Source organism: Micromonospora sp. WMMD1076, from assembly GCF_029581475.1.
GTDB classification, from domain to species: domain Bacteria; phylum Actinomycetota; class Actinomycetes; order Mycobacteriales; family Micromonosporaceae; genus Micromonospora; species Micromonospora aurantiaca.
On the sequence record NZ_CP120862.1, the window covers coordinates 2,380,987 to 2,402,792 of the forward strand.

General features: G+C 72.7%; 23 protein-coding genes. 13 read left to right on the top strand and 10 right to left on the bottom strand.

What is annotated here, in order from left to right; genetic code table 11:
• Positions 1-14 precede the first annotated feature (14 nt).
• Complete coding sequence (locus O7622_RS11630) at positions 15-392, top strand: nuclear transport factor 2 family protein (RefSeq protein WP_282313360.1); 378 nt, start codon at positions 15-17, stop codon at positions 390-392.
• Between the two features lie 58 nt (positions 393-450).
• Here O7622_RS11630 and O7622_RS11635 read toward each other — a convergent pair whose 3' ends face one another.
• Both O7622_RS11635 and O7622_RS11640 read right to left on the bottom strand, forming a co-directional pair.
• The gene (locus O7622_RS11635; protein ID WP_145822840.1) at positions 451-651 is read right to left on the bottom strand and encodes a DUF397 domain-containing protein; all 201 of its coding nucleotides are present in this window, start codon (positions 649-651) and stop codon (positions 451-453) included.
• Positions 638-1,387 carry a helix-turn-helix transcriptional regulator gene (locus O7622_RS11640; protein WP_282314111.1) on the bottom strand — a complete coding sequence of 250 codons (750 nt, stop codon included), beginning with the start codon at positions 1,385-1,387 and terminating at the stop codon, positions 638-640. The genes O7622_RS11635 and O7622_RS11640 overlap by 14 nt, the downstream gene beginning before the upstream one ends.
• Before the next feature lie 460 nt (positions 1,388-1,847).
• Here O7622_RS11640 and O7622_RS11645 point away from each other — a divergent pair, with 460 nt between their 5' ends.
• Both O7622_RS11645 and O7622_RS11650 read left to right on the top strand, forming a co-directional pair.
• Positions 1,848-2,141 carry a hypothetical protein gene (locus O7622_RS11645; RefSeq protein ID WP_282313361.1) on the top strand — a complete coding sequence of 98 codons (294 nt, stop codon included), beginning with the start codon at positions 1,848-1,850 and terminating at the stop codon, positions 2,139-2,141.
• On the top strand, positions 2,141-2,389 hold the full coding sequence (locus tag O7622_RS11650; RefSeq protein WP_282313362.1) for a flavin reductase: 249 nt from the start codon (positions 2,141-2,143) through the stop codon (positions 2,387-2,389). Before O7622_RS11645 ends, O7622_RS11650 begins: the two co-directional genes overlap by 1 nt.
• A 31-nt stretch (positions 2,390-2,420) precedes the next feature.
• Here the strand turns inward: O7622_RS11650 and O7622_RS11655 are convergent, their stop codons facing one another.
• Positions 2,421-3,599 (bottom strand): PQQ-dependent sugar dehydrogenase, encoded by a 1,179-nt coding sequence (locus O7622_RS11655; RefSeq protein WP_282313363.1) that lies wholly within the window; start codon positions 3,597-3,599, stop codon positions 2,421-2,423.
• An 86-nt stretch (positions 3,600-3,685) separates the two neighbouring features.
• Here O7622_RS11655 and O7622_RS11660 point away from each other — a divergent pair, with 86 nt between their 5' ends.
• The 5 genes from O7622_RS11660 (at position 3,686) to O7622_RS11680 (ending at position 12,105) form a co-directional block, all read left to right on the top strand.
• Positions 3,686-5,050 carry a glutamine synthetase family protein gene (locus tag O7622_RS11660; RefSeq protein WP_282313364.1) on the top strand — a complete coding sequence of 455 codons (1,365 nt, stop codon included), beginning with the start codon at positions 3,686-3,688 and terminating at the stop codon, positions 5,048-5,050.
• A 176-nt stretch (positions 5,051-5,226) separates the two neighbouring features.
• Positions 5,227-6,570 carry an aldehyde dehydrogenase family protein gene (locus O7622_RS11665; RefSeq protein ID WP_348774073.1) on the top strand — a complete coding sequence of 448 codons (1,344 nt, stop codon included), beginning with the start codon at positions 5,227-5,229 and terminating at the stop codon, positions 6,568-6,570.
• Positions 6,571-6,575: 5 nt separating this feature from the next.
• Complete coding sequence (locus O7622_RS11670) at positions 6,576-7,343, top strand: 3-oxoacyl-ACP reductase (protein ID WP_282313366.1); 768 nt, start codon at positions 6,576-6,578, stop codon at positions 7,341-7,343.
• A gap of 174 nt (positions 7,344-7,517) precedes the next feature.
• Entirely contained in the window at positions 7,518-8,237 is a 720-nt protein-coding gene (locus O7622_RS11675) for a gamma-glutamyl-gamma-aminobutyrate hydrolase family protein (RefSeq protein WP_282313367.1), read from the top strand.
• Between the two features lie 205 nt (positions 8,238-8,442).
• On the top strand, positions 8,443-12,105 hold the full coding sequence (locus O7622_RS11680; protein WP_282313368.1) for a SpoIIE family protein phosphatase: 3,663 nt from the start codon (positions 8,443-8,445) through the stop codon (positions 12,103-12,105).
• On the opposite strand, the gene O7622_RS11685 is transcribed toward O7622_RS11680, so the two are convergent.
• Positions 12,102-12,413 carry an STAS domain-containing protein gene (locus O7622_RS11685; RefSeq protein ID WP_282313369.1) on the bottom strand — a complete coding sequence of 104 codons (312 nt, stop codon included), beginning with the start codon at positions 12,411-12,413 and terminating at the stop codon, positions 12,102-12,104. The genes O7622_RS11680 and O7622_RS11685 overlap by 4 nt on opposite strands.
• A 94-nt stretch (positions 12,414-12,507) precedes the next feature.
• Here O7622_RS11685 and map point away from each other — a divergent pair, with 94 nt between their 5' ends.
• Together map and O7622_RS11695 are read left to right on the top strand one after the other, a co-directional pair.
• Entirely contained in the window at positions 12,508-13,365 is an 858-nt protein-coding gene (map, locus tag O7622_RS11690) for a type I methionyl aminopeptidase (protein WP_013284652.1), read from the top strand.
• A complete protein-coding gene (locus tag O7622_RS11695; protein WP_282313370.1) occupies positions 13,362-14,072 on the top strand; it encodes a VIT1/CCC1 transporter family protein in 711 nt (236 codons plus the stop codon). Before map ends, O7622_RS11695 begins: the two co-directional genes overlap by 4 nt.
• Before the next feature lie 21 nt (positions 14,073-14,093).
• On the opposite strand, the gene O7622_RS11700 is transcribed toward O7622_RS11695, so the two are convergent.
• Positions 14,094-14,822: a nucleotidyltransferase domain-containing protein gene (locus O7622_RS11700; RefSeq protein WP_282313371.1), complete on the bottom strand. Its 729-nt coding sequence runs from the start codon at positions 14,820-14,822 to the stop codon at positions 14,094-14,096.
• A 67-nt stretch (positions 14,823-14,889) separates the two neighbouring features.
• Here O7622_RS11700 and O7622_RS11705 point away from each other — a divergent pair, with 67 nt between their 5' ends.
• On the top strand, positions 14,890-15,159 hold the full coding sequence (locus O7622_RS11705; RefSeq protein ID WP_282313372.1) for a type II toxin-antitoxin system prevent-host-death family antitoxin: 270 nt from the start codon (positions 14,890-14,892) through the stop codon (positions 15,157-15,159).
• 19 nt (positions 15,160-15,178) lie between these two features.
• Here O7622_RS11705 and O7622_RS11710 read toward each other — a convergent pair whose 3' ends face one another.
• Positions 15,179-15,709 carry a GNAT family N-acetyltransferase gene (locus O7622_RS11710; RefSeq protein ID WP_282313373.1) on the bottom strand — a complete coding sequence of 177 codons (531 nt, stop codon included), beginning with the start codon at positions 15,707-15,709 and terminating at the stop codon, positions 15,179-15,181.
• A gap of 47 nt (positions 15,710-15,756) precedes the next feature.
• Complete coding sequence (locus tag O7622_RS11715; RefSeq protein WP_282313374.1) at positions 15,757-16,971, bottom strand: helix-turn-helix transcriptional regulator; 1,215 nt, start codon at positions 16,969-16,971, stop codon at positions 15,757-15,759.
• A 214-nt stretch (positions 16,972-17,185) separates the two neighbouring features.
• On the opposite strand from O7622_RS11715, the gene O7622_RS11720 reads away from it, so the two are divergent.
• The gene (locus O7622_RS11720; protein WP_282313375.1) at positions 17,186-17,500 is read left to right on the top strand and encodes a DivIVA domain-containing protein; all 315 of its coding nucleotides are present in this window, start codon (positions 17,186-17,188) and stop codon (positions 17,498-17,500) included.
• A complete protein-coding gene (locus tag O7622_RS11725; protein WP_282313376.1) occupies positions 17,497-17,751 on the top strand; it encodes a hypothetical protein in 255 nt (84 codons plus the stop codon). Before O7622_RS11720 ends, O7622_RS11725 begins: the two co-directional genes overlap by 4 nt.
• A gap of 9 nt (positions 17,752-17,760) precedes the next feature.
• Here the strand turns inward: O7622_RS11725 and O7622_RS11730 are convergent, their stop codons facing one another.
• The 3 genes from O7622_RS11730 to O7622_RS11740 all read right to left on the bottom strand — a co-directional run bounded on the left by O7622_RS11730 (position 17,761) and on the right by O7622_RS11740 (position 21,794).
• Complete coding sequence (locus O7622_RS11730; RefSeq protein WP_282313377.1) at positions 17,761-18,228, bottom strand: nitroreductase family deazaflavin-dependent oxidoreductase; 468 nt, start codon at positions 18,226-18,228, stop codon at positions 17,761-17,763.
• Between the two features lie 156 nt (positions 18,229-18,384).
• Entirely contained in the window at positions 18,385-21,066 is a 2,682-nt protein-coding gene (locus O7622_RS11735) for an ABC transporter permease (protein WP_282313378.1), read from the bottom strand.
• Positions 21,063-21,794: an ABC transporter ATP-binding protein gene (locus tag O7622_RS11740; RefSeq protein WP_282313379.1), complete on the bottom strand. Its 732-nt coding sequence runs from the start codon at positions 21,792-21,794 to the stop codon at positions 21,063-21,065. Before O7622_RS11740 ends, O7622_RS11735 begins: the two co-directional genes overlap by 4 nt.
• Positions 21,795-21,806 lie beyond the last annotated feature (12 nt).

The following is a 21,806-nucleotide window of genomic DNA, read 5'->3' on the forward strand; positions in this document are numbered from 1 at the left end:
GCCATGATCCGGCCATGAATGCGGAAGCGGTGGTACGCGCGCTGTGGGATCGCATGCAAGCCCGGGACTGGACCGGCGTCGGCGACCTGCTGGCCGACGACGTGGTGGTCGAGTGGCCGGTCAGCGCCGAGCGGATCGTGGGCCGCGATCACTACGTGAAGATCAACGCCGAGTACCCGGAGGGCTGGTCGATCCGGGTGCTGCGGGTGGTGGCATCGGGAGACACCGTGGTGTCCGAGGTAGAGGTGCCCCACGACGAGATGGGCGTGTATCGCGTCGCGTCGTTCTGGACCGTGCGCGACGGGCGGATCATCGAGGGCCGGGAGTACTGGACGAGCCTCGGCGCGGAACCGTCCCCGCCGTGGCGATCCGCCTGGGTCCAGCCGATGTGAAGTTCATCGCGAGATCTTGGCGCGTATTCGTCAAGATCTTGCAGCGATGGCCTGCTGGTCAGGCCGCGGGTCCGGTCTGCTTGGCCAGTGAGACGAACGACCGCCACGAGGACGGGGTGACGTGGAGGGTTCCGCCGTCGCGGTCCTTGCTGTCGCGTACCAGCACCACACCCGGCAGGTTGTCGGCCACCTCCACGCAGTCGCCCCCGCTTGTACCGCTGCGGGTGGACTTCTTCCAGATCGCGTTACTGAGGTCCATGCTGACTCTCAACTTCCTTGATCAGGGCGACCGACAGGGTCTGCGGCAAGGCTACGCTGCGGACGCCTTCCCACCGTGCCAGGAGCGTCGCCATCGCATCCTCGCCATTGATGAGCAGACCGTCAAGCTGGTTCTCCAGGTGTCCCACCCAGCCGCCCTCCGCCGAGTGGGCCAGCGCCAGCGGTCCGGAAAGGCCGACGTGATGACCGGCGTCGGCTGGAATGACGTGTAGTTGGACGTGCGGGAGTTCGGCCACGTGCAGCAGGTGTGCGAGCTGCTCGGCCATGATGGCGTCACGGCGGCGGAGCGCTGACTCATCAGTCACTACGATGACGAGCGGGGGATGGTCGCGGAGCAAGATCTCCTGCCGCTCCAGCCGTCCAGCTACCCGCTTCTCCACTTCCTCGGAAGGTCTTGTGCTGTCGAAGCGCAGCACCATGCGGGCATAGTTCGCCGTCTGAAGCAGGCCAGGGATCAGCGACGGATTGAAGTACCGAAGCTGTCGGGCCGAGCGTTCGGCCTCCAGCCAGGGCTGGAACCACGAAGGCTGGCTCTCCCGTTTGGCCATATTCAGCAGTGTCGTCAGCAGATCGCCGGTCTTCAGCGCCTCATCTGCTCGGGCGAGGAACACGCGATCCAGTGGACGGGCGCCAGTCTCCACTGCCGAAACCATGGAGGCGGAGTAGTGCAGGAGCTTGCCGAACTCCTCTTGACTGAGACCGGCGGCGGAGCGCATCCGGCGGAGTTGCGATCGGATGAGGTCGGCTGTCGGTTCCTCCACAGTTCCTCCACAGTTCGTGCGTGAATTTCATTCGCCATCCGGTGCTGGGATGTGCGCTTCACTGGTGCGCCGTGACCAGGCTCGATGCCTTCCGACCGTAGCGGTGTCCTCACCAGACTGTCACGCATGCGGATCCGCTCGTCGCAGGCGAGCACGGGCGGATTCCAGCCCGGGGCCGCCCGTGCTCGCCTGCGACGAGATGCCGGGCGGCCCCCTCCATCTACGAGGAGGCCGATGTGCGTGTCCGATGGTTCCGGTGCCGTACCCGGGAGTTGCCCACCCTGCCGAAGCGCGATCCCGGTGGCAACCTGCCCGCGTGGATGCGCGAACCGACCCGGCAGTTCCCCACGGTTCGCCCAGGCAGTCCGGGGCATCTGACGCCGGCGCAGGAGTGGCGGGCGAACGGGGGCCGCTGGTGACGGCTCTGGTCGGTGTGCTCAGCGCCATCGGTCACGTCGGGTACCAGCCGGACTGGGTATGCGAGCGCTGCCGGGAGCCGTGGCCGTGTCCCACCCTGCGTCGCATCCCGCGCGATCAGCTCGATCCGGCGGCGCTCATCCGGGTGATGGCGTTCCTCGTCCGTGGCGCGATCCGGGATCTGCGCGGTCGCGTCGACGGACCGGAGCCACCCGAGATCGTCCGGCGGTTCTTCTGGTTTCTTCCGCTCACCGACGACGAGGCGCGTGCGATCGCCCGAAGGCTGCGGTGATGGGCCGTCGCGTGATCCCGCATCTGCCTGTGCGTCCGCTCTGGCGCTGCCGCAACTGCGGCGCGGAGTGGCCCTGCCAACCGGCCCGGCTGTCGCTGCTCGTCGAGTACCGGGAGGACCGCACCGCGCTGCTGCTCTATCTCGCCGGGCTGATGGCCGAGGCGCGGGAACAACTCGCCCGGTTGAATCCCGACCACGCGCCGGACCTGCACCGCCGTTTCCTGGCCTGGGCGCGGGTTCGTGGCTGACGCGGGGTGGGCTGTCCGCGTACCGCAGGGGTCAGATCGTGGGGCGGCGGTGGGTGAGCGGGAAGCGGAGGATGCGGTCGTCGCCGGCCGCCGCGGTGCCTCGGCCGTCGCGGTTGCTGGTCGCCACCCAGAGCGCACCGTCGGGCGCGACCTCGACGGTACGCAGGCGGCCGTAGGTGCCGGCCAGCTCCGCCACCGGTACGCCGACGCGGCCGGCGGCGTCGACGGGCACCGCCCAGAGCCGGGCGCCGCGCAGCGCGGCGACGTAGAGCGTGCCCCGGGCGAGCGCGGCGCCGCTCGGGGACGCCTGCGCGGGCGGCCAGACGACGACCGGGTCGCGGAACCGGGGGTCACCGGCGATGCCCTCGACGAGCGGCCAGCCGTAGTTGCCGCCGGGCACGATCCGGTTCACCTCGTCCCAGGTGCTCTGCCCGAACTCGGTGGCGAACAGCCGCCCGTGCCGGTCCCAGGCGAGGCCCTGCACGTTGCGGTGGCCGTAGCTGTAGACGAGCGAGCCGGGGAACGGGTTGCCGGCCGGCACGCCGCCGTCCGGGCGGATCCGCAGGATCTTGCCGTTGCGGCTGGTCAGGTCCTGCGCGCGGGCGGTCACCCCGGCGTCGCCGATCCCGGCGTAGAGCATGCCGTCGGGGCCGAACGCGATCCGGCCGCCGTCGTGGACCGCGCTGCGGGCGATGCCGCTCACCAGCACCTGCGGCGGCTGGGACGAGCCGAGGCGGAACCGGACGATCCGGATGTCGGCAGCCGTGGTGTAGGCGGCGTAGACCCACCGGTCGCTGCGGTACCGGGGGGAGACCGCGAGCCCGAGCAGGCCCGCCTCGCCGCCCGCCGCCACGTCCGCGATCCGGGCCACCTGCCGGGCCGGCCGACCCGGGCGTACGCGCAGGATCGTGCCCTGGTCCCGCTGCACGACCAGGGCGCTGCCGTCGGGCAGGAAGTCCAGCCCCCACGGCGCCTCCAGCCCGGTCGCGACGACGCGGGGACGGGTCAGGTCGTAGCCGGACCAGCCGGCACGCCCGTCGAAGCCGCGCAGGTCGAGCGCGACCGGGCGCTGTCGCGCGTCGGCGGGGACCGGCCGGTCCAGGCCGTCCGCGGCCGGGCGGCCGGCGGGCCGGTTGCCGGCGTGGGCGTCGGTCGCTGCGAGCACGACCGCGAGGACGGCGGCGACGACCGCGACGGTACGACGGCGCATCTGCGCTCCTCGGTTTCGCCACCGGCCGGGCCGGGGCATTGACGGTGATCCGGTTTGCCAGTAGACCTTGGTGATGGAGGCCCCTGATGAAACCAACGCCGCTCTCGCTGGAACAGTTGCGGGTCGCCGTCACCGAGGGTGAGATCGACACGGTGGTGCTCGCCCTCACCGACATGCAGGGCCGATTGCAGGGCAAGCGGTTCCACGCGCCCTACTTCCTCGACCAGGTGGTCACGCACGGCAGCGAGGGCTGCAACTACCTGCTCGCCGTGGACGTCGACATGAACACCGTCGACGGGTACGCGATGTCGAGCTGGGAACGCGGCTACGGCGACTTCGCCATGCGCCCCGACCTGGACACGCTGCGCCGGATGCCCTGGCAGCCCGGGTCCGCGCTGCTGCTGGCCGACCTGGAGTGGCTGGACGGCTCCGGCCCGGTGGTCGCCTCACCCCGGCAGATCCTGCGCAGGCAGCTCGACCGGCTGGCCGCGCACGGGCTGACCGCGTACGCCGGCACCGAGCTGGAGTTCGTGCTCTACCGCGACTCGTACGAGGAGGCGTGGCGGCGCGGGTACCGCGACCTGACGCCGGCCAACCAGTACAACGTGGACTACTCGCTGCTCGGCACCGCCCGGGTCGAGCCGCTGCTGCGCCGCATCCGCACCGAGATGGCCGGCGCCGGGCTCACCCCGGAGAGCGCGAAGGGCGAGTGCAACCTCGGCCAGCACGAGATCGCCTTCCGGTACGACGAGGCGGTGCGCTGCGCCGACCACCACGTCGTCTACAAGAACGGCGCCAAGGAGATCGCCGCCCAGGAGGGCATGGCGATCACGTTCATGGCGAAGCCGAACGAGCGGGAGGGCAACTCCTGCCACATCCACTTCTCGCTGCGCGACGCCTCCGGCTCGTCGGCGATGCCGGGGGACGGGCCGGCGCACCTGAGCGTCACCGGGCAGCGGGTGCTGGCCGGGCTGCTCGCCACCATGCGCGAACTCAGCCTGTTCTTCGCGCCCAACATCAACTCGTACAAGCGCTACCAGCCCGGCTCGTTCGCGCCGACCGCGTTGCGCTGGGGCACCGACAACCGCACCTGCGCGCTGCGGCTGGTCGGGCACGGGCCGGGGATGCGGGTGGAGAACCGGGTGCCGGGGGCCGACGTCAACCCGTACCTGGCGATCGCCGCGCTGGTGGCCGGGGCGGTGCACGGCATCGAGAACGAGCTGGAGCTGGCGGACGAGTGCACCGGCAACGCGTACGACGACCCGGACGCCGAGCGGGTGCCCACCACGCTGCGTGACGCGCTGGACCTGTGGCAGCGCTCGGAGGTGGCCCGGGAGGCGTTCGGCGACGAGGTGGCCGCCCACTACGCCAACCAGGCGAAGGTCGAGCTGACCGCCTTCGACGCCGCGGTGACCGACTGGGAGCTGACCCGTGGCTTCGAACGCCTCTGACCCCCCACCCCCACCCCCACCTCCACCTCCACCTCCACCCTCGAACCCGCGCGATCTTGCACTGTCGGCCCTCGGTGCGGGCGTTATGCGGCTTTCGCCGGGGCAGCAACTGCAAGATCGCCGAGGTGACGGTGAGGGTGAGAGGGAGAAGGAGAGGGGGCCGTGTGGGTGAGGTGATCTCGCCTGTCGACGGGGCGGGGATCGGGGTCGTTCCGGGGTGCTCGGTTGGGGACGTGGATTCGGCCGTCTCGCGGGCGGCTGTGGCGTTCGAGGCGTGGCGTCACGTGGCGCCGGGGGATCGGGGGCGGCTGCTGCGACGGTTCGCCGCACAGGTCGACGCGCACCTGGAGGAGCTGGCGCGGCTGGAGGTGCGCAACGCCGGGCACACCATCGGCAACGCGCGCTGGGAGGCGGGCAACGTCCGGGACGTGCTCGACTACTACGCGGGCGCGCCGGAACGGCTGACCGGGCACCAGATCCCGGTGCCCGGCGGGCTCGACGTCACGTTCCACGAGCCGCTGGGTGTGGTCGGCGTGATCGTGCCGTGGAACTTCCCGATGCCGATCGCCTGCTGGGGATTCGCCCCGGCGCTCGCCGCCGGCAACACGGTGGTGCTGAAGCCGGCCGAGCTGACCCCGCTCACCGCGCTGCGCCTGGCCGAGCTGGCCCGCGACGCCGGCCTGCCCGACGGCGTGTTCACAGTGCTGCCCGGCCAGGGCAGCGTGGTCGGCGAACGGTTCGTCACCCACCCGGCGGTCCGCAAGGTCTGCTTCACCGGCTCGACCGAGGTCGGCACCCGGATCATGGCGGGCTGCGCCGCCCAGGTGAAACGGGTGACGCTGGAGCTGGGCGGCAAGTCGGCCAACATCGTCTTCGCCGACGCGGACCTGGAGAAGGCGGCGGCCACCGCGCCGTACGCGGTCTTCGACAACGCCGGCCAGGACTGCTGCGCCCGCTCCCGGATCCTGGTCCAGCGCCGGGTGTACGACAGGTTCCTGGAACTGCTCGAACCGGCCGTACAGGCGGTGCGGGTGGAGGACCCGGCCCGGGAGACGGCCGAGATGGGCCCGCTGATCTCCGCCGCGCACCGGGACCGGGTCGCCGGGTACGTCGACGGCGCGGACGTCGCATTCACCGGCTCGTGCCCCGACGGCCCCGGCTTCTGGCACGCCCCCACCGTGCTGCTCGCCGGCTCCCCGGCTGACCGGCACTGGCGGGAGGAGGTCTTCGGCCCGGTCGTCTCGGTGCTGCCGTTCGACGACGAGGCGGACGCGATCCGGCTCGCCAACGACACCGAGTACGGGCTCTCCGGCTCGATCTGGACCCGGGACGTCGGGCGCGCGGTGCGGGTGGCCCGCGCCGTCGAATCCGGCAACCTCAGCGTCAACTCGCACTCCTCGGTGCGCTACTGGACCCCGTTCGGCGGGATGAAGCGCTCCGGCCTGGGCCGGGAGCTGGGCCCGGACGCACTGCACGCCTTCACCGACGTCAAGAACGTGTTCATCGGCACCGAGGAGTGATCACAGTGCAGGGACGGCTTTCCGACCGGGTGGCAGTGGTGACCGGCGCGGGCAGCGGCATCGGGCTGGCCACCGTACGCCGTTTCGCCGCCGAGGGTGCCCGGGTGGTCTGCGTGGACATCGACGCCGACGCCGGCACCCGGGCCGCGGAGGAGGTGGGTGGCGAGTTCGTCGCCGCCGACGTGGCCGACGAGACGGCCGTGCGTGACCTGTTCGACGGGGTGGCGCAGCGGCACGGCCGGGTGGACGTGTCGTTCCACAACGCGGGCATCTCGCCGCCGGACGACGACTCGATCCTGGAGACCGGCTTGGACGCCTGGGAACGGGTGCTGCGGGTCAACACCACGAGCGTCTACCTGTGCTGCAAGTACGTCATCCCGCACATGCGCCGGCAGGGCAGGGGTTCGATCATCAACACCGCCTCGTTCGTGGCGCTGATGGGCGCTGCCACGTCGCAGATCGCGTACACCGCGAGCAAGGGCGGGGTGCTGGCGATGACCCGGGAGTTGGGCGTGCAGTTCGCCCGCGAGGGCATCCGGGTCAACGCGCTGTGCCCCGGGCCGGTGGCGACGCCGCTGCTGCTGGAGCTGTTCGCCAAGGACCCGGAGCGGGCGGCCCGGCGGCTGGTGCACGTGCCGATGGGCCGGTTCGGCGACCCGGCCGAGATCGCCGCCGCTGTGGCGTTCCTCGCCAGCGACGACGCCTCCTTCATGACCGCCGCGCAGTTCGTCGTCGACGGCGGCATCACCGGCGCCTATGTGACGCCCCTGTGAGCGTGAGGAGTGAGCCGGTCTTGCGAGCCCCGCAGTCGCGAACCTGGCGGGCACTGTGAGCGTGAGGAGTGAGCCGTTCTTGCGAGCCCCGCAGTCGCGAACCTGGCGGGCACTGTGAGCGTGAGGAGTGAGCCGTTCTTGCGAGCCCCGCAGTCGCGAACCCAGGCGGGCACTGTGAGCGCGCGAAGGCCGGTCATCGGCATCACCGCGTACGTCGAGCCGGCCGGCTGGGCGGTGTGGCGGGACGTGCCGGCGACGCTCGTGCCGCACGCGTACGTCCGCTCGGTCACCGCGGCGGGCGGCCGGGCCGTGGTGCTGCCCCCCGACGACGCGGACGCGGACGTGCTGGGGCTGCTGGACGGGCTGCTGCTGGCCGGCGGCGCGGACGTCGGACCGGAGCGGTACGGCGAGCCGCCGGACCCGCGTACCGAGAGCCGGCCGGAGCGCGACGCCGGGGAGGCGACGCTGCTGACCGCCGCGCTCGCCGCCGACCTGCCGGTGCTGGGCGTGTGCCGGGGGATGCAACTGCTCGCGGTGGCGTACGGCGGCCTGCTGCACCAGCACCTGCCGGACGTGGTCGGGCACGACGGGCACCGCCCCGCGCCGGGCGTGTACGGGTCGCACCCGGTGCGCTTCGTCCCGGACAGTCGGGCCGGGCGGGTGATGGCCGGGGTGGACCGGGTCAACTCGTACCACCATCAGGCGGTGGCCGACCCCGGCGGCCTGACGACGACCGGCTGGGCCGACGACGGGGTGATCGAGGCGGTGGAGGACCCGGCGCGGCGCTTCGTGCTCGGCGTGCAGTGGCACCCGGAGAACGAGCAGGACCCGCGGCCGGTGGCCGCGCTGGTCCGGGCCGCGATGTCGGCCGGATCACACACCCGCGTTTCGTAGGTGGCGGCAGTCGAATCGGCGGCCCCGCCGACCGGGCGAGGACCGCCCGAGTCGCCCCGGAGCGTCGGTTACGCCAGGATGAGGCGGAGGTAAGCAGCGTCGAACGGTGCGGGTGCGTTACGTTGCTCGTCCGTCGGGGTAGTACGCGGGGACGGTCGGCGGAGAATCGCCGACCGTCGTGATCATGGCCGGAGCGGGAGGCTGCATGGGCTCGGCCCTGGGGGGCGGGGACGACTGTCGTTCGTTCCCGGCGGCCGGCGAGGCGTCACTACCGCCGCTGCTCGTCGCGGCGTTCGCCGCCGGCGGGGAGATGGGCGGCCGGCTGCGCGGCTTCGACTGGTCCGCGACCCCCCTCGGCAGCCCGGACCGCTGGCCCGCGGCGCTCTGCCACGCGCTGAGCACCATGCTGTCGTCCCGCGCCCAGGTCGTCGTCTTCTGGGGCGAGGAACACCTGGCCTTCTACAACGACGCCTACCGGCCGACCATCGGCGACAAGCACCCGGCCGTGATCGGCCAGGCCGCACGGCTGCACTGGGCGGAGACCTGGGACGTGCTCGGCCCGCTGCTGGACGGGGTGCGCCGCACCGGCGTGGCCTACCGGGGCGAGAACCATCCCTTCGTGCTCAACCGGCACGGCTTCCTGGAGGACGTCTACTTCGACGTCTCCTACGACCCGATCCGCGGCGGCGACGGCACCGTCGGCGGCGTGTTCTGCTTCGTCAACGAGACCACCGGCCGGGTGCTCGGCGAACGCCGGCTGCGCGCCCTCGCCGAGCTGGGCAACGAACTGGGCGACGTGCCGGGCGTGCTGGAACTGGGCCAGGCCGTCGCCCGGGTGCTCGACGCCCACCGCGCCGACGTGCCGTTCAGCGCGCTGTGGTTCCCCGACGAGCGCGGCACGCTCGTACCGGGAGGCTGCTCAGGTGTGGATCCGGCCACTGTCGCCGGCCCGCTGCCCGGCCTGGCCGAGGGCGAGCCGTTCACCGAGCCGCGCTGGATCGCCACCGCGGACCTGCCGGGCGCGGTGCCGCCGGACGCCGCCGACGAGGCGCTCCTGCTGCCGCTGACCGCCACCAACGAGCCGGCCGGCGTGCTGCTGCTCGGGGTGTCGCGCCGGCTGCCGTTCACCGACGACTACCGTGACTTCGTCGACCTGGTCGCCGCGCAGGTGTCCCGGGCCGTGGGCAAGCAGCGGGCGTACGAGCAGGAGCGCGCCCGCGTCGCCGAGCTGGCCGCACTGGACCGTGCCAAGACCAACTTCTTCGCCAACGTCAGCCACGAGTTCCGTACCCCGCTGACGCTGGTCCTCGGGCCGCTGGAGGAGATGCTCGCCGACCGGGAGCTGCTCGAGCGGTACCTCGACCGGCTCACCGTCATGCACCGAAACGGGCTGCGCCTGCTCAAGCTGGTCAACACGGTGCTCGACTTCTCCCGGCTGGAGTCCGGCCGGCTGGCCGCCCGCTACCAGCCCACCGACCTGTCCGACTACACCTCCCGGCTGGCCAGCACGTTTCGCTCGGCCACCGAGCGGGCCGGGCTGCGCCTGGTGGTGGACTGCCCGCCGCTGCCCGCGCCGGTCTACGTCGACCGGGACATGTGGGAGAAGATCGTCCTCAACCTGCTGTCGAACGCGGTCAAGTTCACCTTCGACGGCGAGATCCGGGTCCGGGTCCGCGCGGACGACGACGCGGCCGTCCTGGAGGTGACCGACACCGGCGTCGGCATCGCGCCGGAGGAACTGCCGCAGGTCTTCGAGCGGTTCCACCGGGTGGCCGGCGCCCGCGCGCGTACCCACGAGGGCACCGGCATCGGGCTCGCCCTGGTCCGCGAGCTGGTCGAGATGCACGGCGGCACGGTGACCGCGTACAGCGTCGTCGACCGGGGCACCACGTTCACCGTGACCATGCCGTTCGGGTACGCGCACCTGCCCGCCGACCGGGTGGCCGCGCTGTCCCCGGTGCCGCTGAGCGAACCGGAGCAGGCCCGCCTGTACGTCGCCGAGACGGCGCTCTGGACCGACGAGGTGGCTCGCCCCACCGGACTGCCGGAGGCGTCCGGCGCGCCGGGTGGGTCCGGTCGCATCCTGTTCGCCGACGACAACCCCGACCTGCGCGAGCACGTCGTCCGGCTGCTGTCCCCGGCGTACGAGGTGGTGGCCGTGCCGGACGGCGTGGAGGCGCTGCGACTGGCCGTCGAGACCCCGTTCGACCTGGTGCTGACCGACGTGATGATGCCCCGGCTGGACGGCTTTGGGCTGGTCGCCGCGCTGCGGGCCGACCCGGCCACCCGGCACGTGCCGATCGTGCTGCTCTCCGCGCGGGCCGGCGCCGCCGAGGAGGTCGCGGGCCTGTCCACCGGCGCGGACGACTACCTGACCAAGCCCTTCTCCAGCCAGGAGCTGGTGGCCCGGGTCCGGGCCAACGTCGAACTGGGCCAGTTGCGCGGGCAGATCATCCGCCGGCTGCGGGCTCTCGCCGACGCCGCCGTGGAGATCAACACCGCGCGGTCCACCGCCGAGGTGGTCCGGGTGGCCGCCCGGCACGCGCTGCGTCTCGCCGAGGCCGGACGGGTCCGGGTCACCGCCACCGGAGCCCGCCACGAGGAGGACGCCGGCGGCGACCTGCCCGCCGAGCCGACCGTGGTGCTGCCGCTCACCGGCACCTCCGGCGAGCAGCTCGGCGAGCTGCACGTGTGGCGCCGGGAGGGCGGCGGCACCGAGGAGGCGGCGCTCACCGAACTGGCCCGGCTGATCGGCGTACGGCTGGAGAACGCCCAGCTCTACGAGGCCGAGCACCACATCGCGACCACGCTCCAGCACAGCCTGCTGCCGCGTACGCTGCCGCAGTTGCCCGGCGCGGTGGTGGCCAGCCGCTACCTGCCCGGCAGCGCCGACGTGGAGGTCGGCGGCGACTGGTACGACGTGATGGCCACCGCCGACGACGACCTGGTGCTGGTCATCGGCGACGTGGTGGGCAAGGGCGTGCGGGCCGCCGCGGCGATGGGCCAGCTCCGCAACGCGCTGCGGGCGTACGTCCTGGAGGGCTACGACCCGGGCGAGGCGCTGGCCCGGCTCAACCGGCTGGTCCACTCCGCCGGCAGCGGCTCCTTCGCCACAGTGGTCTGCCTCGGCTTCTCCCCGCGTACGGGCCGGATCCGGTACGCCAGCGCGGGTCACCCCTCACCCCTGCTGATCCGAGGAGACGACGTGGCGTTCCTGCACGATCGGGCTCTCGGACCGCCGATCGGGGCGATCCCCGGCACGGCCTACCCGACCGCCGAGGGGGATCTCGCGCCGGGCAGCCGGCTCCTGCTCTACACCGACGGCCTGATCGAGGACCGGTCCGCGGGGATCGACGCCGGGCTGGGCCAGTTGCGGGCGGACGCGACGGCGCGCGCCGGGCACGTGGCCGACCTGGTCGACGCCGTGGTCGAGCGGGTCGCCGGGCGGTCCCGGCACGACGACGTGGCGGTGCTCGCGCTGGAGGCAACCGAGCTGAACCGCTTCGCGCTGCGCCTGCCCGCCGACCCGACCCGGCTCAGCGTGCTCCGCAAGCGGCTGGAGGACTTCCTCGTCGCCCACCACGTCGGCGAGACCGACCTGTTCGACCTGACGGTGGCGGTCTCCGAGGCGGCGGCGAACGCGATCGAGCACCCGGTCGACCCGGTGGACCCGACGATCGAGGTCGAGGTGACGATCGCCGACCGTACTGTCACCGCGACCATCCGGGACAGCGGACGCTGGCGGGAGTCGAGCGGGTCGACCTTCCGGGGGCGCGGGCTGGCGCTGATCCAGGCGCTGGGGGAGATGAACGTGACCCGTTCCGCGAACGGCACCGAGCTGACGCTGCGCCGCCGCCTGGCCGACTAACGGGCGAGCCAGTCCTGTTCGCCCAGGCCGGAGATGTCCAGCACGCGCCGGACCTGCGGGGACGGCAGCACGGTGAGCGTGTCCGGGAACCGCTGGGCGAGCCGGACCACCGCGTGGATGGCTGCCGAGTCGAAGAAGGTGACCGCCCGCAGGTCGAGCGTGAGCCGCTTGCCGGGCTCGCGGAGCGCGGTCTGGAACATGGTGTCGGCGGTCGCCATGTCGACCTCGCCGGTCACCTGGACGCGTAGTTGGTCGCCGTCGGCCTGCGCCGTCACGGAGAAGACGGGCGCCGCGCCCCCTTGATCCACGGAGCAACAATGGCACAGCGTTTGCGGTACGGCAACAACCTGCCCGGCGGGCCTGTGGCGAGGGGCACACCGGTCCCGGCGATAGGCTTGCGCCATGACCGTCCGTGCGCCGCTGACCCCCGGCACGCTCTCCCCGTGGCGAGCGGTCCCCGCCCACATCCCACGCCCGGAGTACGTGGGTAAGAAGCGTCCGCAGGAGTGGCGCGGCTCGCACGTGCAGACGCCGGAGACCATCGAGAAGATGCGCGTGGCGGGGCGTCTCGCCGCCCAGGCCACCCAGCTCGCCGGTGAGCACTGCAAGCCCGGGGTGACCACCGACGAGATCGACAAGGTGGTGCACGAGTTCCTCTGCGACCACGGCGCCTACCCGTCGACGCTCGGCTACCGGGGCTTCCCCAAGTCGTGCTGCACCAGCCTCAACGAGGTGATCTGCCACGGCATCCCGGACACCACAGTGCTCCAGGACGGCGACATCATCAACGTCGACGTCACCGCGTACCTGAACGGCGTGCACGGCGACACCGACGCCACGTTCTGCGTGGGCGAGGTGAGCGAGGAGGCCCGCCTGCTGGTCGAGCGGACCCACACGGCGATGATGCGCGGCATCAAGGCCATCGCGCCGGGTCGGCAGATCAACGTCATCGGCCGGGTGATCGAGTCGTACGCGAAGCGCTTCGGCTACGGCGTGGTCCGCGACTTCACCGGGCACGGCATCGGCGAGGCTTTCCACAGTGGCCTCTACGTGCCGCACTACGACAGCCCGCGCCCCACCGACGTGATGGAGCCCGGCATGACGTTCACCGTCGAGCCGATGATCACGCTCGGCACCTACCAGTACGACATGTGGGACGACGGCTGGACCGTGGTCACCAAGGACCGCAGGTGGACGGCGCAGTTCGAGCACACCATCGTCGTGACCGACGACGGCTACGAGATCCTGACCCTGCCGTGACCGACACCCCGGCGGCGCTGCGCGAGGCGCACCACGCGGACGTCTCCGGCGGCTGGCTGCGTCCGGCCGTCTTCGGCGCGATGGACGGGCTGGTCACCAACATCGCGCTGATCGCCGGTGTGGGCGGCGGCGGGGTGTCCCCGCGCAGCGTGGTGCTGACCGGCACGGCCGGCCTGGTGGCCGGTGCCATCTCGATGGGCCTCGGCGAGTACACGAGCGTCCGGTCCGCCAACGAGCAGGTCGCCGCCGAGGTGGCCAAGGAGCGGCGCGAGCTGGAACGCCACCCGGAGGCCGAGGCCCGGGAACTGGCCGACGCCTGGGTGGCCCGTGGCCTGTCCCGGGAACTGGCGACGCAGGTCGCTGATGCGGTACGTGCCAACCCCGATGAGGCGTTGCGGGTGCACGTCCGGGAGGAACTGGGCGTCGACCCCGACGACCAGCCCAGTCCGTGGGCCGCCGCGATCTCGTCGTTCGCCTGCTTCTCCGTCGGCGCGCTGGTGCCGCTGCTGCCGTACCTGCTCGGCTTCACCAGCCTCTGGCTGGCCCTCGCCGTCGGCGGCGTCGGCCTCTTCGTCGCCGGTGCGATCGTGGCCCGGTTCACCAACCGCGACTGGTGGCGCAGCGGCCTGCGGCAGCTGCTGCTCGGCGCGCTGGCGGCCGGCGCGACCTACCTGATCGGCGCGCTGATCGGCGTCGGCATCGGCTGACGGTCGGCCGTCGGCGGGCCGTCAGCCGGACAGCAGGTCGTCGATGGTGCCGTCGACCGGCCGCCCCCGGGCGGCCAGTTCCTCGGCCTGGCGGGTCAGTGCCGCGCCCACCTCGGTCATGTCCGCCCCGGCCAGCCCGGTACGCCGCACCGCGTCCCCGGGGTCGCGGAAGTAGGTGCGGCTGAACAGCCCCTGCACTGTGGCGGCGGCCAGCCGTGCCTCGCCGAGCATGAGCAGCGCCTGGTCCGTCTCGTACCACTCGGCCAGCCGCAACGCGCGGGCGTGCGCCGCGCAGCCCCGGTACCACGCCTGCCGCGCGGCGCCGGTGAACTCCGCCGGCCGGGCGCGTGCCAGCCGCGCCAGGTGCTCGTCGCGCAGCTTCCGCAGCCAGCCGGTCGGATCGTGCAGGGCGCGGGTCGTGACGTACCGGTCCGCGGCCAGCGGCCAGCGGGACGTGATCGTCGTCGCCCGGCGCAGGTAGTCGTCCGCCCCGGCCACTGTGAGGTCGACGAGCACCCCGTCCACCCGACGGGTGGCGGGTGGGGGTCCGGCGCCGGGCCGGTAGGTGACGACGAGCAGGCCGACCTCGCGGTCCCCGCCGCCGTCGTCGTCGCCGTGCGCGAGCGGGCCGTGTACGGCGACCGCCAGCACGTCGGCCGGGAACCGCCGCAGGACGGCGTCACCGACCCGCTCGGCCACCTGCCATCGCGGGTCGTCCAGACGCCGCTCGGAGTCTCGTTCGCCGGTCAAGGCCACCGCCAATCCGCAACGTCGTCAGTTCCAGTTGTACGACTCGTACGAGCTGTACGCTTCAGGTATGACCGAGCCCGCTGCCGAGCTTCCGATCTCCGACGCTCGCGAGAATCTCGCGGATGTCGTCTCACGTGCTCACTACGCCGGTCGCATCACCTACGTCACTCGTCGTGGGCAGCGGCTGGCTGCCATTGTCCCGGCGGACCTCGCCGAGGCGATCGAACGCGCCGAGGACGCGATCGACGTCGAGGCCGCCCGAGCCGCCCTGACCCGTCTGGATGCGGGTGAAGCGCCGATCTCGCTCACCGACCTACGCAAAGAGCTGGGCCTCTGAGAAGCTGGCCGCCAGCGGCTCATTGCTGCTGAGGCGACCGGCGCGTTCCAGTCCGCGACTCCTCGGCGATCCGCAGATCGCGTACCAGCAGTTCCATCGAAGTACCCCACGGCAGCTCGGAGTGCCCGGCAACTCGCCAGCCGTTGCGCCGGTAGATGCCGTTCGCCAGGCTGCGCGGATCGGAGGCGAGGGTCGCCCAGCTCTCCGGGCGCCCCTGAAGGAGCCGACGCATCAACTCCGCGCCGATGCCGTGAGACCGATGCCGCGGATGGACGATCCATTCCAGTACGGCGAACTTGTCGCGATCCCGCACCTCCGCCGGGGGTTCCTCCTTCGCCCGCGACCACCAGGTGCCGGCTGCCATGGTCCACCCGTACGCCGCTCCGATCAGTTCTTCGCCCTCTCTTGCCAGGACGAGGCGGAATCCGGGCCGTGCCGCCTCGTCGGGCAGCCCGGCCCGGAACCGGGCGACCTGTGCCGGGCCTTCGAGGTAAGGCGGTTCGGCGTAGACCAGCGCGTACAGGTCGGCGAGAGCGTCGATGACAGACATCAACTCGTCCGGACGGCATCGGTCGAAGGTGACGGACGGCGGAGGCGTCACCGCTGGACTCGGTCCATGAGTTCCGTGTAGAGCGGCCGGTGCCGCTCTCTGTCGGGTACCGCCGCTGTGACCTGCAGAGCGACCGCGCGCACGAGTTCGTTGTGTTGTTCCCGAGGCAGGCGGTCCAACAGATCGGCCGCCGTTGTCAGACCGTCGGTGATGTCACCGGCCCGGACCGTGGCCGCCGCCTGATGCAGTTGTACCTGCGTACGCAGCCGGATCTGGGAAGCGGGATACAGCTCCAAGGCCCGGGCCTGCGCTGCCGCAGCCGCCCTCCGGCCACCAGAATGGGTGTAGACCCAGGACTCCGTGTGTCGCAGGCGATGCTCCGGCCAGCCCCACAGCGATTCGACGTCCCCGACGACGGCGGCCGGGAGTTTCTCGATCTGCTCGCTCAGATGACGCACGGTCGCGACTGCCTCGTCGTGCCGGCCGGCGAGGGAAAGTGCCTGCGCCCGGCCCGCCAGCAGACCGCAGGTGGCAGCCGACGGCCTCCCGGCGAGCGGCAGCACCTCATCGGAGATCGCTACGACGGTCAAGGGCCGTCGACCGTCGTAGCAGCCGTTGACGACGTCCCAGGCGCGGGTCAGGACTCGCGTGTCGGGGTCACCGGACTCGTCGGCGGCTCTCTGGGCGCTGGCCCACCATCTCCTCGACAGCAGAGCATGTCCTGACGCGACGAGGCTGAGCGCGACGATCACCGACAGCGCCGCGGCGGCACGTAGCAGCTGTGGGCGGCGCCGATCGTCAACTGCGGCGAGCTGATGCTGGAGGACCGTCAGATCCCGGCCGAGTTGGGTCATCAGCTGGTCGTGCGGCTGGCGATAGTAGGCCGTGCCGTAGGAGGCGACGATCTCTGCCCACGCGTCGGAGTCGACGTCGATCGCGGTGTCGAGGCCGTGCCGCAGCGCCTCCCAGCCGACCAGCCGGTCGACTGTGGGGAGAGCAGCGAGCGAAGTCATGGCCTGGAGGACCGACCTTCTCGGCATGTCGATGTCGTCGGCACGCCTGCTGTTGTACGCCTTCTTGAGCGATCCGTCCGTCGATAGTGCCCTGTCGTAGGCGGCCACGACGGCGGGGTTGACGGGTCGGTCGCCACGCTCGATCTGCCCGAGGTAGCCGAAGTCGTATCTGATGAGGTCGGCGAACTTCCGCAGCGACCAACCGGCGGCTACCCGGTGCTGCCTGAGTATGTCCCCGAAATGGTCCATGCCGCCCTCTCAGGTCGTGGGCTTGCGTGTGGGCCCACTGCTCACCGCTGCCGCCTGCGCTCCGTAATCAGGATGCTACCGAGGCCGACCGATTCGGCGCGGCCCGTGTGAGCCCTGTCGGCGTACCGCGATCACGCTGCGACGGCAGGTGCCGGGGGCGGGCCGTATCGGCCCGCCCTCAACGGGCGGATGGCACCGACAGAGGACAGGTTCGATGAGGATCATCCCTTTCCGACGCCTGCACAACCGCCGGCCCGAGCGCCGCGCGACGTGCTACCGCTCCGCGGTCTACCGGCCGCTGCGCCCATGGCAGGTACGGGAGCGAACGTTCAGCTCCACGCCGCTGGGTCGACGCGGGCTCGATCCCGAACAGGTTCGGGAGTTCCTGGACCTCGTGGCGGGCGATCTCGCGACGGTCTATGACGCGTTGGCCGAGAGCCGCCGGGAGACCGACCGGGTGAAGGACGCCCTGCGGCGCTGGCAGTCCGAGCAGGCGCGTGCCCGGGCCGAGCGGGAGCAGGAACGATGACCAAGCGGTGGGTCATCCATCTGCCGATGGTCGTCAACGACCTCGTGTCGGCGCAGCGACTTGCCCGGGTGGTGGCACATTGGAGCCACGTCCTCCCGCAGACCGAACCCGGTGGCACCAGCGTCTCGCCCGAGGACGACCAGAACGTACGGCACTGGGTCTTCTGCGACCGCAACCTGTCCGAGGGGCGACGCTGCCTGCTCCGGCCGGATCACGACGGCGACTGCTCGCCGCGATTCCGGCCACGGTGAGCCGCCCGCTCAGGCGTTCGGGACCAGGCGGAACACGCGGATCTCGCGGCCGCCGGCCCGCTCGACGTACGTGCGGTACGCGGGCCACTCCTGCACCAGCCGCTGGAACAGCCGTTCCCGTTCCTCGCCGGTGACCTGCTCGGCGGTGACCGGGATCCGGCGTCCCTTGACGTCCACCTCGGCGGCCGGGTGGGCCATCAGGTTGAACGTCCAGGACGGCTGGTGCTGCTGCCCCCAGTTCGAGCCGATCACCACGTAGGCGTCGCCGTCGGGGACGTACACCAGGGGATTGCTGCGGGGCTTGCCGGAGCGGCGGCCGGTGGAGGTGAGCACCAGGGTGGGCACGAGCCCGAAGGCGACCACGCGGCCCTTCGTCATCCGGCCGACCAGCCGGTCGGCGGGGACGAGCAGGCGCATGGTGGCGCCGAACCAACGCTGGTGACCGAGACGGCGGGTGAGGGATCCCAGTGCGGACACCCGACCAGTGTGCCGCCCCCACCGCGCCCCGTCACCCCCTCGGAGACGGTCAGTCCGCCCCAAGGTCGACTCCATTTCGCGGAAGTGGCGGCATCCACCCCACCGGGATACCGCCACCCCGGCGAGATGGAGTCGATCATGGCTGGGCGGGCCAGCTCAGTCGAGCCGGCGTTCGATCGGCAGGCGGGACCGGGTGAACAGCGCCGCGCCGCCCATCGCCACCAGCGGCACCACGACCAGCGCGGCGAGCGTCACGCCGGGTACTGTCACCGGGTACGGCGGCTGCACCGGCCAGGACTCCGCGTACCGCTGGTTGAGCGCGGCGAGGACGACCACGGCGGAGCCGAGCCCGGCGACGATGCCCAGCGCGGAGCCGAGCACCGCGATCACCCCGGCCTGGCAGAGCGACAGCAGGCGGCGTACCCGGGGATCGGCGCCGACAGCCGCGAGCGTGGACAGGTCCCGGCGGCCCTCGGCCGCGGCGAGGCCGGTGGCGACCGCGGCGGCGCCCAGCGTGATCACCCCGGAGGCCACTGCCAGCAGGAGCAGCATCGGGCGCTGGTCCGACGGCGGGTCGGCGGTCGCCACCTGCGCCGACATGGGCCCGATGTCGTACAGCTCGTCGGTCAGCATCTCGGTCTGCCGCTCGGTGGGAGAGGCGGCGGTGTCCAGCAGGAAGCCCAACGGTACGGCGGACAGGCCGAGCGCGTCGGCGGCGGCGGGGGAGAGCACCAGCCGGTCGACTGCGAGACCGCCGCGCAGCGCGTACCCGGGCAGGAGACGCCCGGCGGGCGGCCCGCCGGAGTTGTAGTTGACCTCCACCCGGACCTGCCCGTCCGTCACCCAACGGGAGTTGGTGACCACCACGCCGCCGGCCGCGAGCGTCCGGCGCGCGGCGGCCAGCTCGTCGGCGGGCGCTCCGGTGAGCGCGGCCAGCGCGCCACCGTCGTCCACGAGCGCCGGCAGGTAGACGTCGGCCGGCTCCTGGAGGGAGCTCACGCAGCGCGGGTCGCGCCGGGCCGAGTCGGGGACGACCGGGTCGGAGAACGTGTACGGGCAGCGCTGCTCGGGCGGGACGACCGCGTACGCGGCGCAGTCGTCCTTTTCCCGGACGGTGCCGGCGCAGCCGGGGATCGCGACGGGTGCCACAGTGGCGTCGGGCAGGACCGTGCGGGCCCGGGTGGCGACGACGTCGGCCGACGGCGGGTCTGCCGGGGTCTCACCGGAGTAGGTGACCAGCACGTTCCCCGGCGGGAGGCCGGGTTGCCAGAGCTCTCGTGACCGGGACTCGTCGCTCGCCACGTAGACGCCGAGCGCGACGCTTCCGGCCACCGCCGCCATCACCGCCGAGATGGCGGGCGCGGCCGACGACCGGTTGCGGCTGGCGTCGCGCAACGCGAGCCGGGGGGTCAGCGGCAGCAGCCGGCCGGCCCGGCCCAGGACGCCGACGAGCGTCGGGGTGCAGAACACCAGCCCCAGCTCGCCCAGGGCGACGCCGGCCAGCACGCCGGTCTGCGAGGTGCGGCCGGCGGCGATCGCGGCGATCGCGGTTCCGGCGACGGTGAGCGCCAACCCGATCAGCAGCCAGCGGCGGCGCGGCCGGCTCGCGTCGCGCCGGCCCGCCAGGCCGGTCGCCACGTCCTGCCGGGCCGCCGTCCAGGCGGGCGCCATCGCCGCCAGCACCCCGGCCAGCACCGCCGTCGCGGCGATCGCCACCAGCGCGCTCGGGAAGATCCGGTACGCCCCGAGGCGCTCCCCGAGCACGTACTGCTCGACGATCGGCCGGCCGGCGAACGCGGCGCCGATGCCGAGCAGCAGGCCGAGGACGGCCCCGCCGGCGCCGAGCACCACTCCGTCGGCGAGCACGATCCGGCGCAGGTGGGAGGCGTCGCCACCGGCCACCGCGACGAGTGCGAGGTCCCGCCGCCGGCGCCGGACGCTCACCGCGAAGGCCGGGCCGACCAGCAGCACCACCTCCAGCAGGCCCAGCCCGCCGACCACCCCGACGACGCCCGCCTCGTCGGCGTCCGGTACGGACATGCCGCGGGAGACCTCCTGCCGCCCCGGCAGCGGGCCGCGGGCGACGACCTGGACACCCTGCGCGTTCAGCCGGTCGACGAGCCCCGGGTCCAGCGGGCCGGGCAGGTCCACCAGCCAGGTGTCGGTGCCGGCCGTGCTCTCCGGGGTCACAGCGGCCAGCGTGATCACGGCCCGGAGGTTGTCCGGATACTCCATCACCCCGACCACCCGGTACGTGGCTCCGTCGATGGTGCGTACCGGGTCGCCGATGCGGGTCTCCAGCCGGCGCAGCGCCGTCGGGCTGACCGCGATCTCGTCGGGGCGTACCGGAGGCCGGCCGTCGTGTACCCGGGCCAGCGGCCGGGTGAGCGGGTCGGTCAGGTCCAGGGCGCGCGCCTCGATCGACTCGACATGCCGGCCGACCCGTGTCGAGAACGTCATCCACAATCGGACGCGGCTGACCCGGCTGCCCTCCGGCAGCAGCGCGCGTACCTCCTCGGCGGTTGCCGGACGGGTCCGGCCGGCCCAGTCGCCCTGGGCCGGCCACGCCGACTCGCCCCAGGCGTCCTGCGTCACCGGCGTCAGGCTGTCCCAGCGCAGTGCGACGTCGGCGCCGCCGAGCTGGCGCTCGACGCGCTCGGCACGGGTCAGATCCGCCATGTCGTAGCTGACCGCGACGAAGCTGAGGCCGAGCACCGGCAGCGCGATCATCACCAGCACCAGCAGCGTGCGCCGCCGGGACCGCCGGGCCTCCCGGCGGGCGATCCGCAGCGCGGTCCGCCACGACCCGCGTGCGGCGGCGAGGCGGCCGCGGGTCACCGGATGCTGCCGCTGAGCAGGTGGTCGACGCCGATCAGCGGGGCGGTCGAGTCGACCATCACCCCGTCGCGCAGGAAGACCACCCGGTCCGCCCAGCCGGCGTGCCGGGCCTCGTGGGTGACCAGCACCCCGGCCGCCCCGGCGTCCACCCGGCGGCGCAGCAGGTGCAGCACCGCCTCGCCGGTCTGCGAGTCCAGCGCGCCGGTCGGCTCGTCGGCGAGGACCAGGCGGCGTTCGCCGACGAGGGCCCGGGCGATCGCCACCCGCTGCTGCTGGCCGCCGGACATCTGGTCCGGGAAGCGGTCGGCCAGGTCCTCCAGGTCGACCTCGCGCAGCGCGGCCAGCGCCAGATGGCGGGCCGCCCGTACGCCGGTGCCGTCCAGTTCCAGTGGCAGCGCCACGTTCTCCACGGCGGTCAGGCTGCCGAGCAGGTTCAGGTCCTGGAAGACGTACCCGATCCGGCGGCGCCGCAGCCGGGCCAGCTCGCGGGCGGACAGCCCGACCAGCGTCTCGCCCTCGACCACCACCTCGCCGCCGGTGGGCCGGTCCAGGCCGCCGGCGAGCGCCAGCAGCGTGGACTTGCCGGACCCGGAGGGGCCCATCACCGCCACCAGCTCACCGGCCCGCACGGTCAGGCTCACGCCGCGCAGCGCGTGCACGGCTGCCTCACCGGCGCCGTGGGTCCGGCGTACGTCCCGCAGTTCCAGCACCCCGTCGATCGGGTCCATCAGCGCCTCCCG

Bases quoted from the DNA above. Each gene is read 5' to 3' on its own strand.
- map (WP_013284652.1), top strand. From the start codon at position 12,508: ATGACCGTCCGTGCGCCGCTGACCCCCGGCACGCTCTCCCCGTGGCGA.
- O7622_RS11710 (WP_282313373.1), bottom strand. From the start codon at position 15,709: ATGTCTGTCATCGACGCTCTCGCCGACCTGTACGCGCTGGTCTACGCC.
- O7622_RS11720 (WP_282313375.1), top strand. From the start codon at position 17,186: ATGAGGATCATCCCTTTCCGACGCCTGCACAACCGCCGGCCCGAGCGC.
- O7622_RS11725 (WP_282313376.1), top strand. From the start codon at position 17,497: ATGACCAAGCGGTGGGTCATCCATCTGCCGATGGTCGTCAACGACCTC.
- O7622_RS11715 (WP_282313374.1), bottom strand. From the start codon at position 16,971: ATGGACCATTTCGGGGACATACTCAGGCAGCACCGGGTAGCCGCCGGT.
- O7622_RS11650 (WP_282313362.1), top strand. From the start codon at position 2,141: ATGGGCCGTCGCGTGATCCCGCATCTGCCTGTGCGTCCGCTCTGGCGC.
- O7622_RS11655 (WP_282313363.1), bottom strand. From the start codon at position 3,599: ATGCGCCGTCGTACCGTCGCGGTCGTCGCCGCCGTCCTCGCGGTCGTG.
- O7622_RS11660 (WP_282313364.1), top strand. From the start codon at position 3,686: ATGAAACCAACGCCGCTCTCGCTGGAACAGTTGCGGGTCGCCGTCACC.
- O7622_RS11630 (WP_282313360.1), top strand. From the start codon at position 15: ATGAATGCGGAAGCGGTGGTACGCGCGCTGTGGGATCGCATGCAAGCC.
- O7622_RS11705 (WP_282313372.1), top strand. From the start codon at position 14,890: ATGACCGAGCCCGCTGCCGAGCTTCCGATCTCCGACGCTCGCGAGAAT.
- O7622_RS11640 (WP_282314111.1), bottom strand. From the start codon at position 1,387: ATGCGCTCCGCCGCCGGTCTCAGTCAAGAGGAGTTCGGCAAGCTCCTG.
- O7622_RS11635 (WP_145822840.1), bottom strand. From the start codon at position 651: ATGGACCTCAGTAACGCGATCTGGAAGAAGTCCACCCGCAGCGGTACA.
- O7622_RS11740 (WP_282313379.1), bottom strand. From the start codon at position 21,794: ATGGACCCGATCGACGGGGTGCTGGAACTGCGGGACGTACGCCGGACC.
- O7622_RS11680 (WP_282313368.1), top strand. From the start codon at position 8,443: ATGGGCTCGGCCCTGGGGGGCGGGGACGACTGTCGTTCGTTCCCGGCG.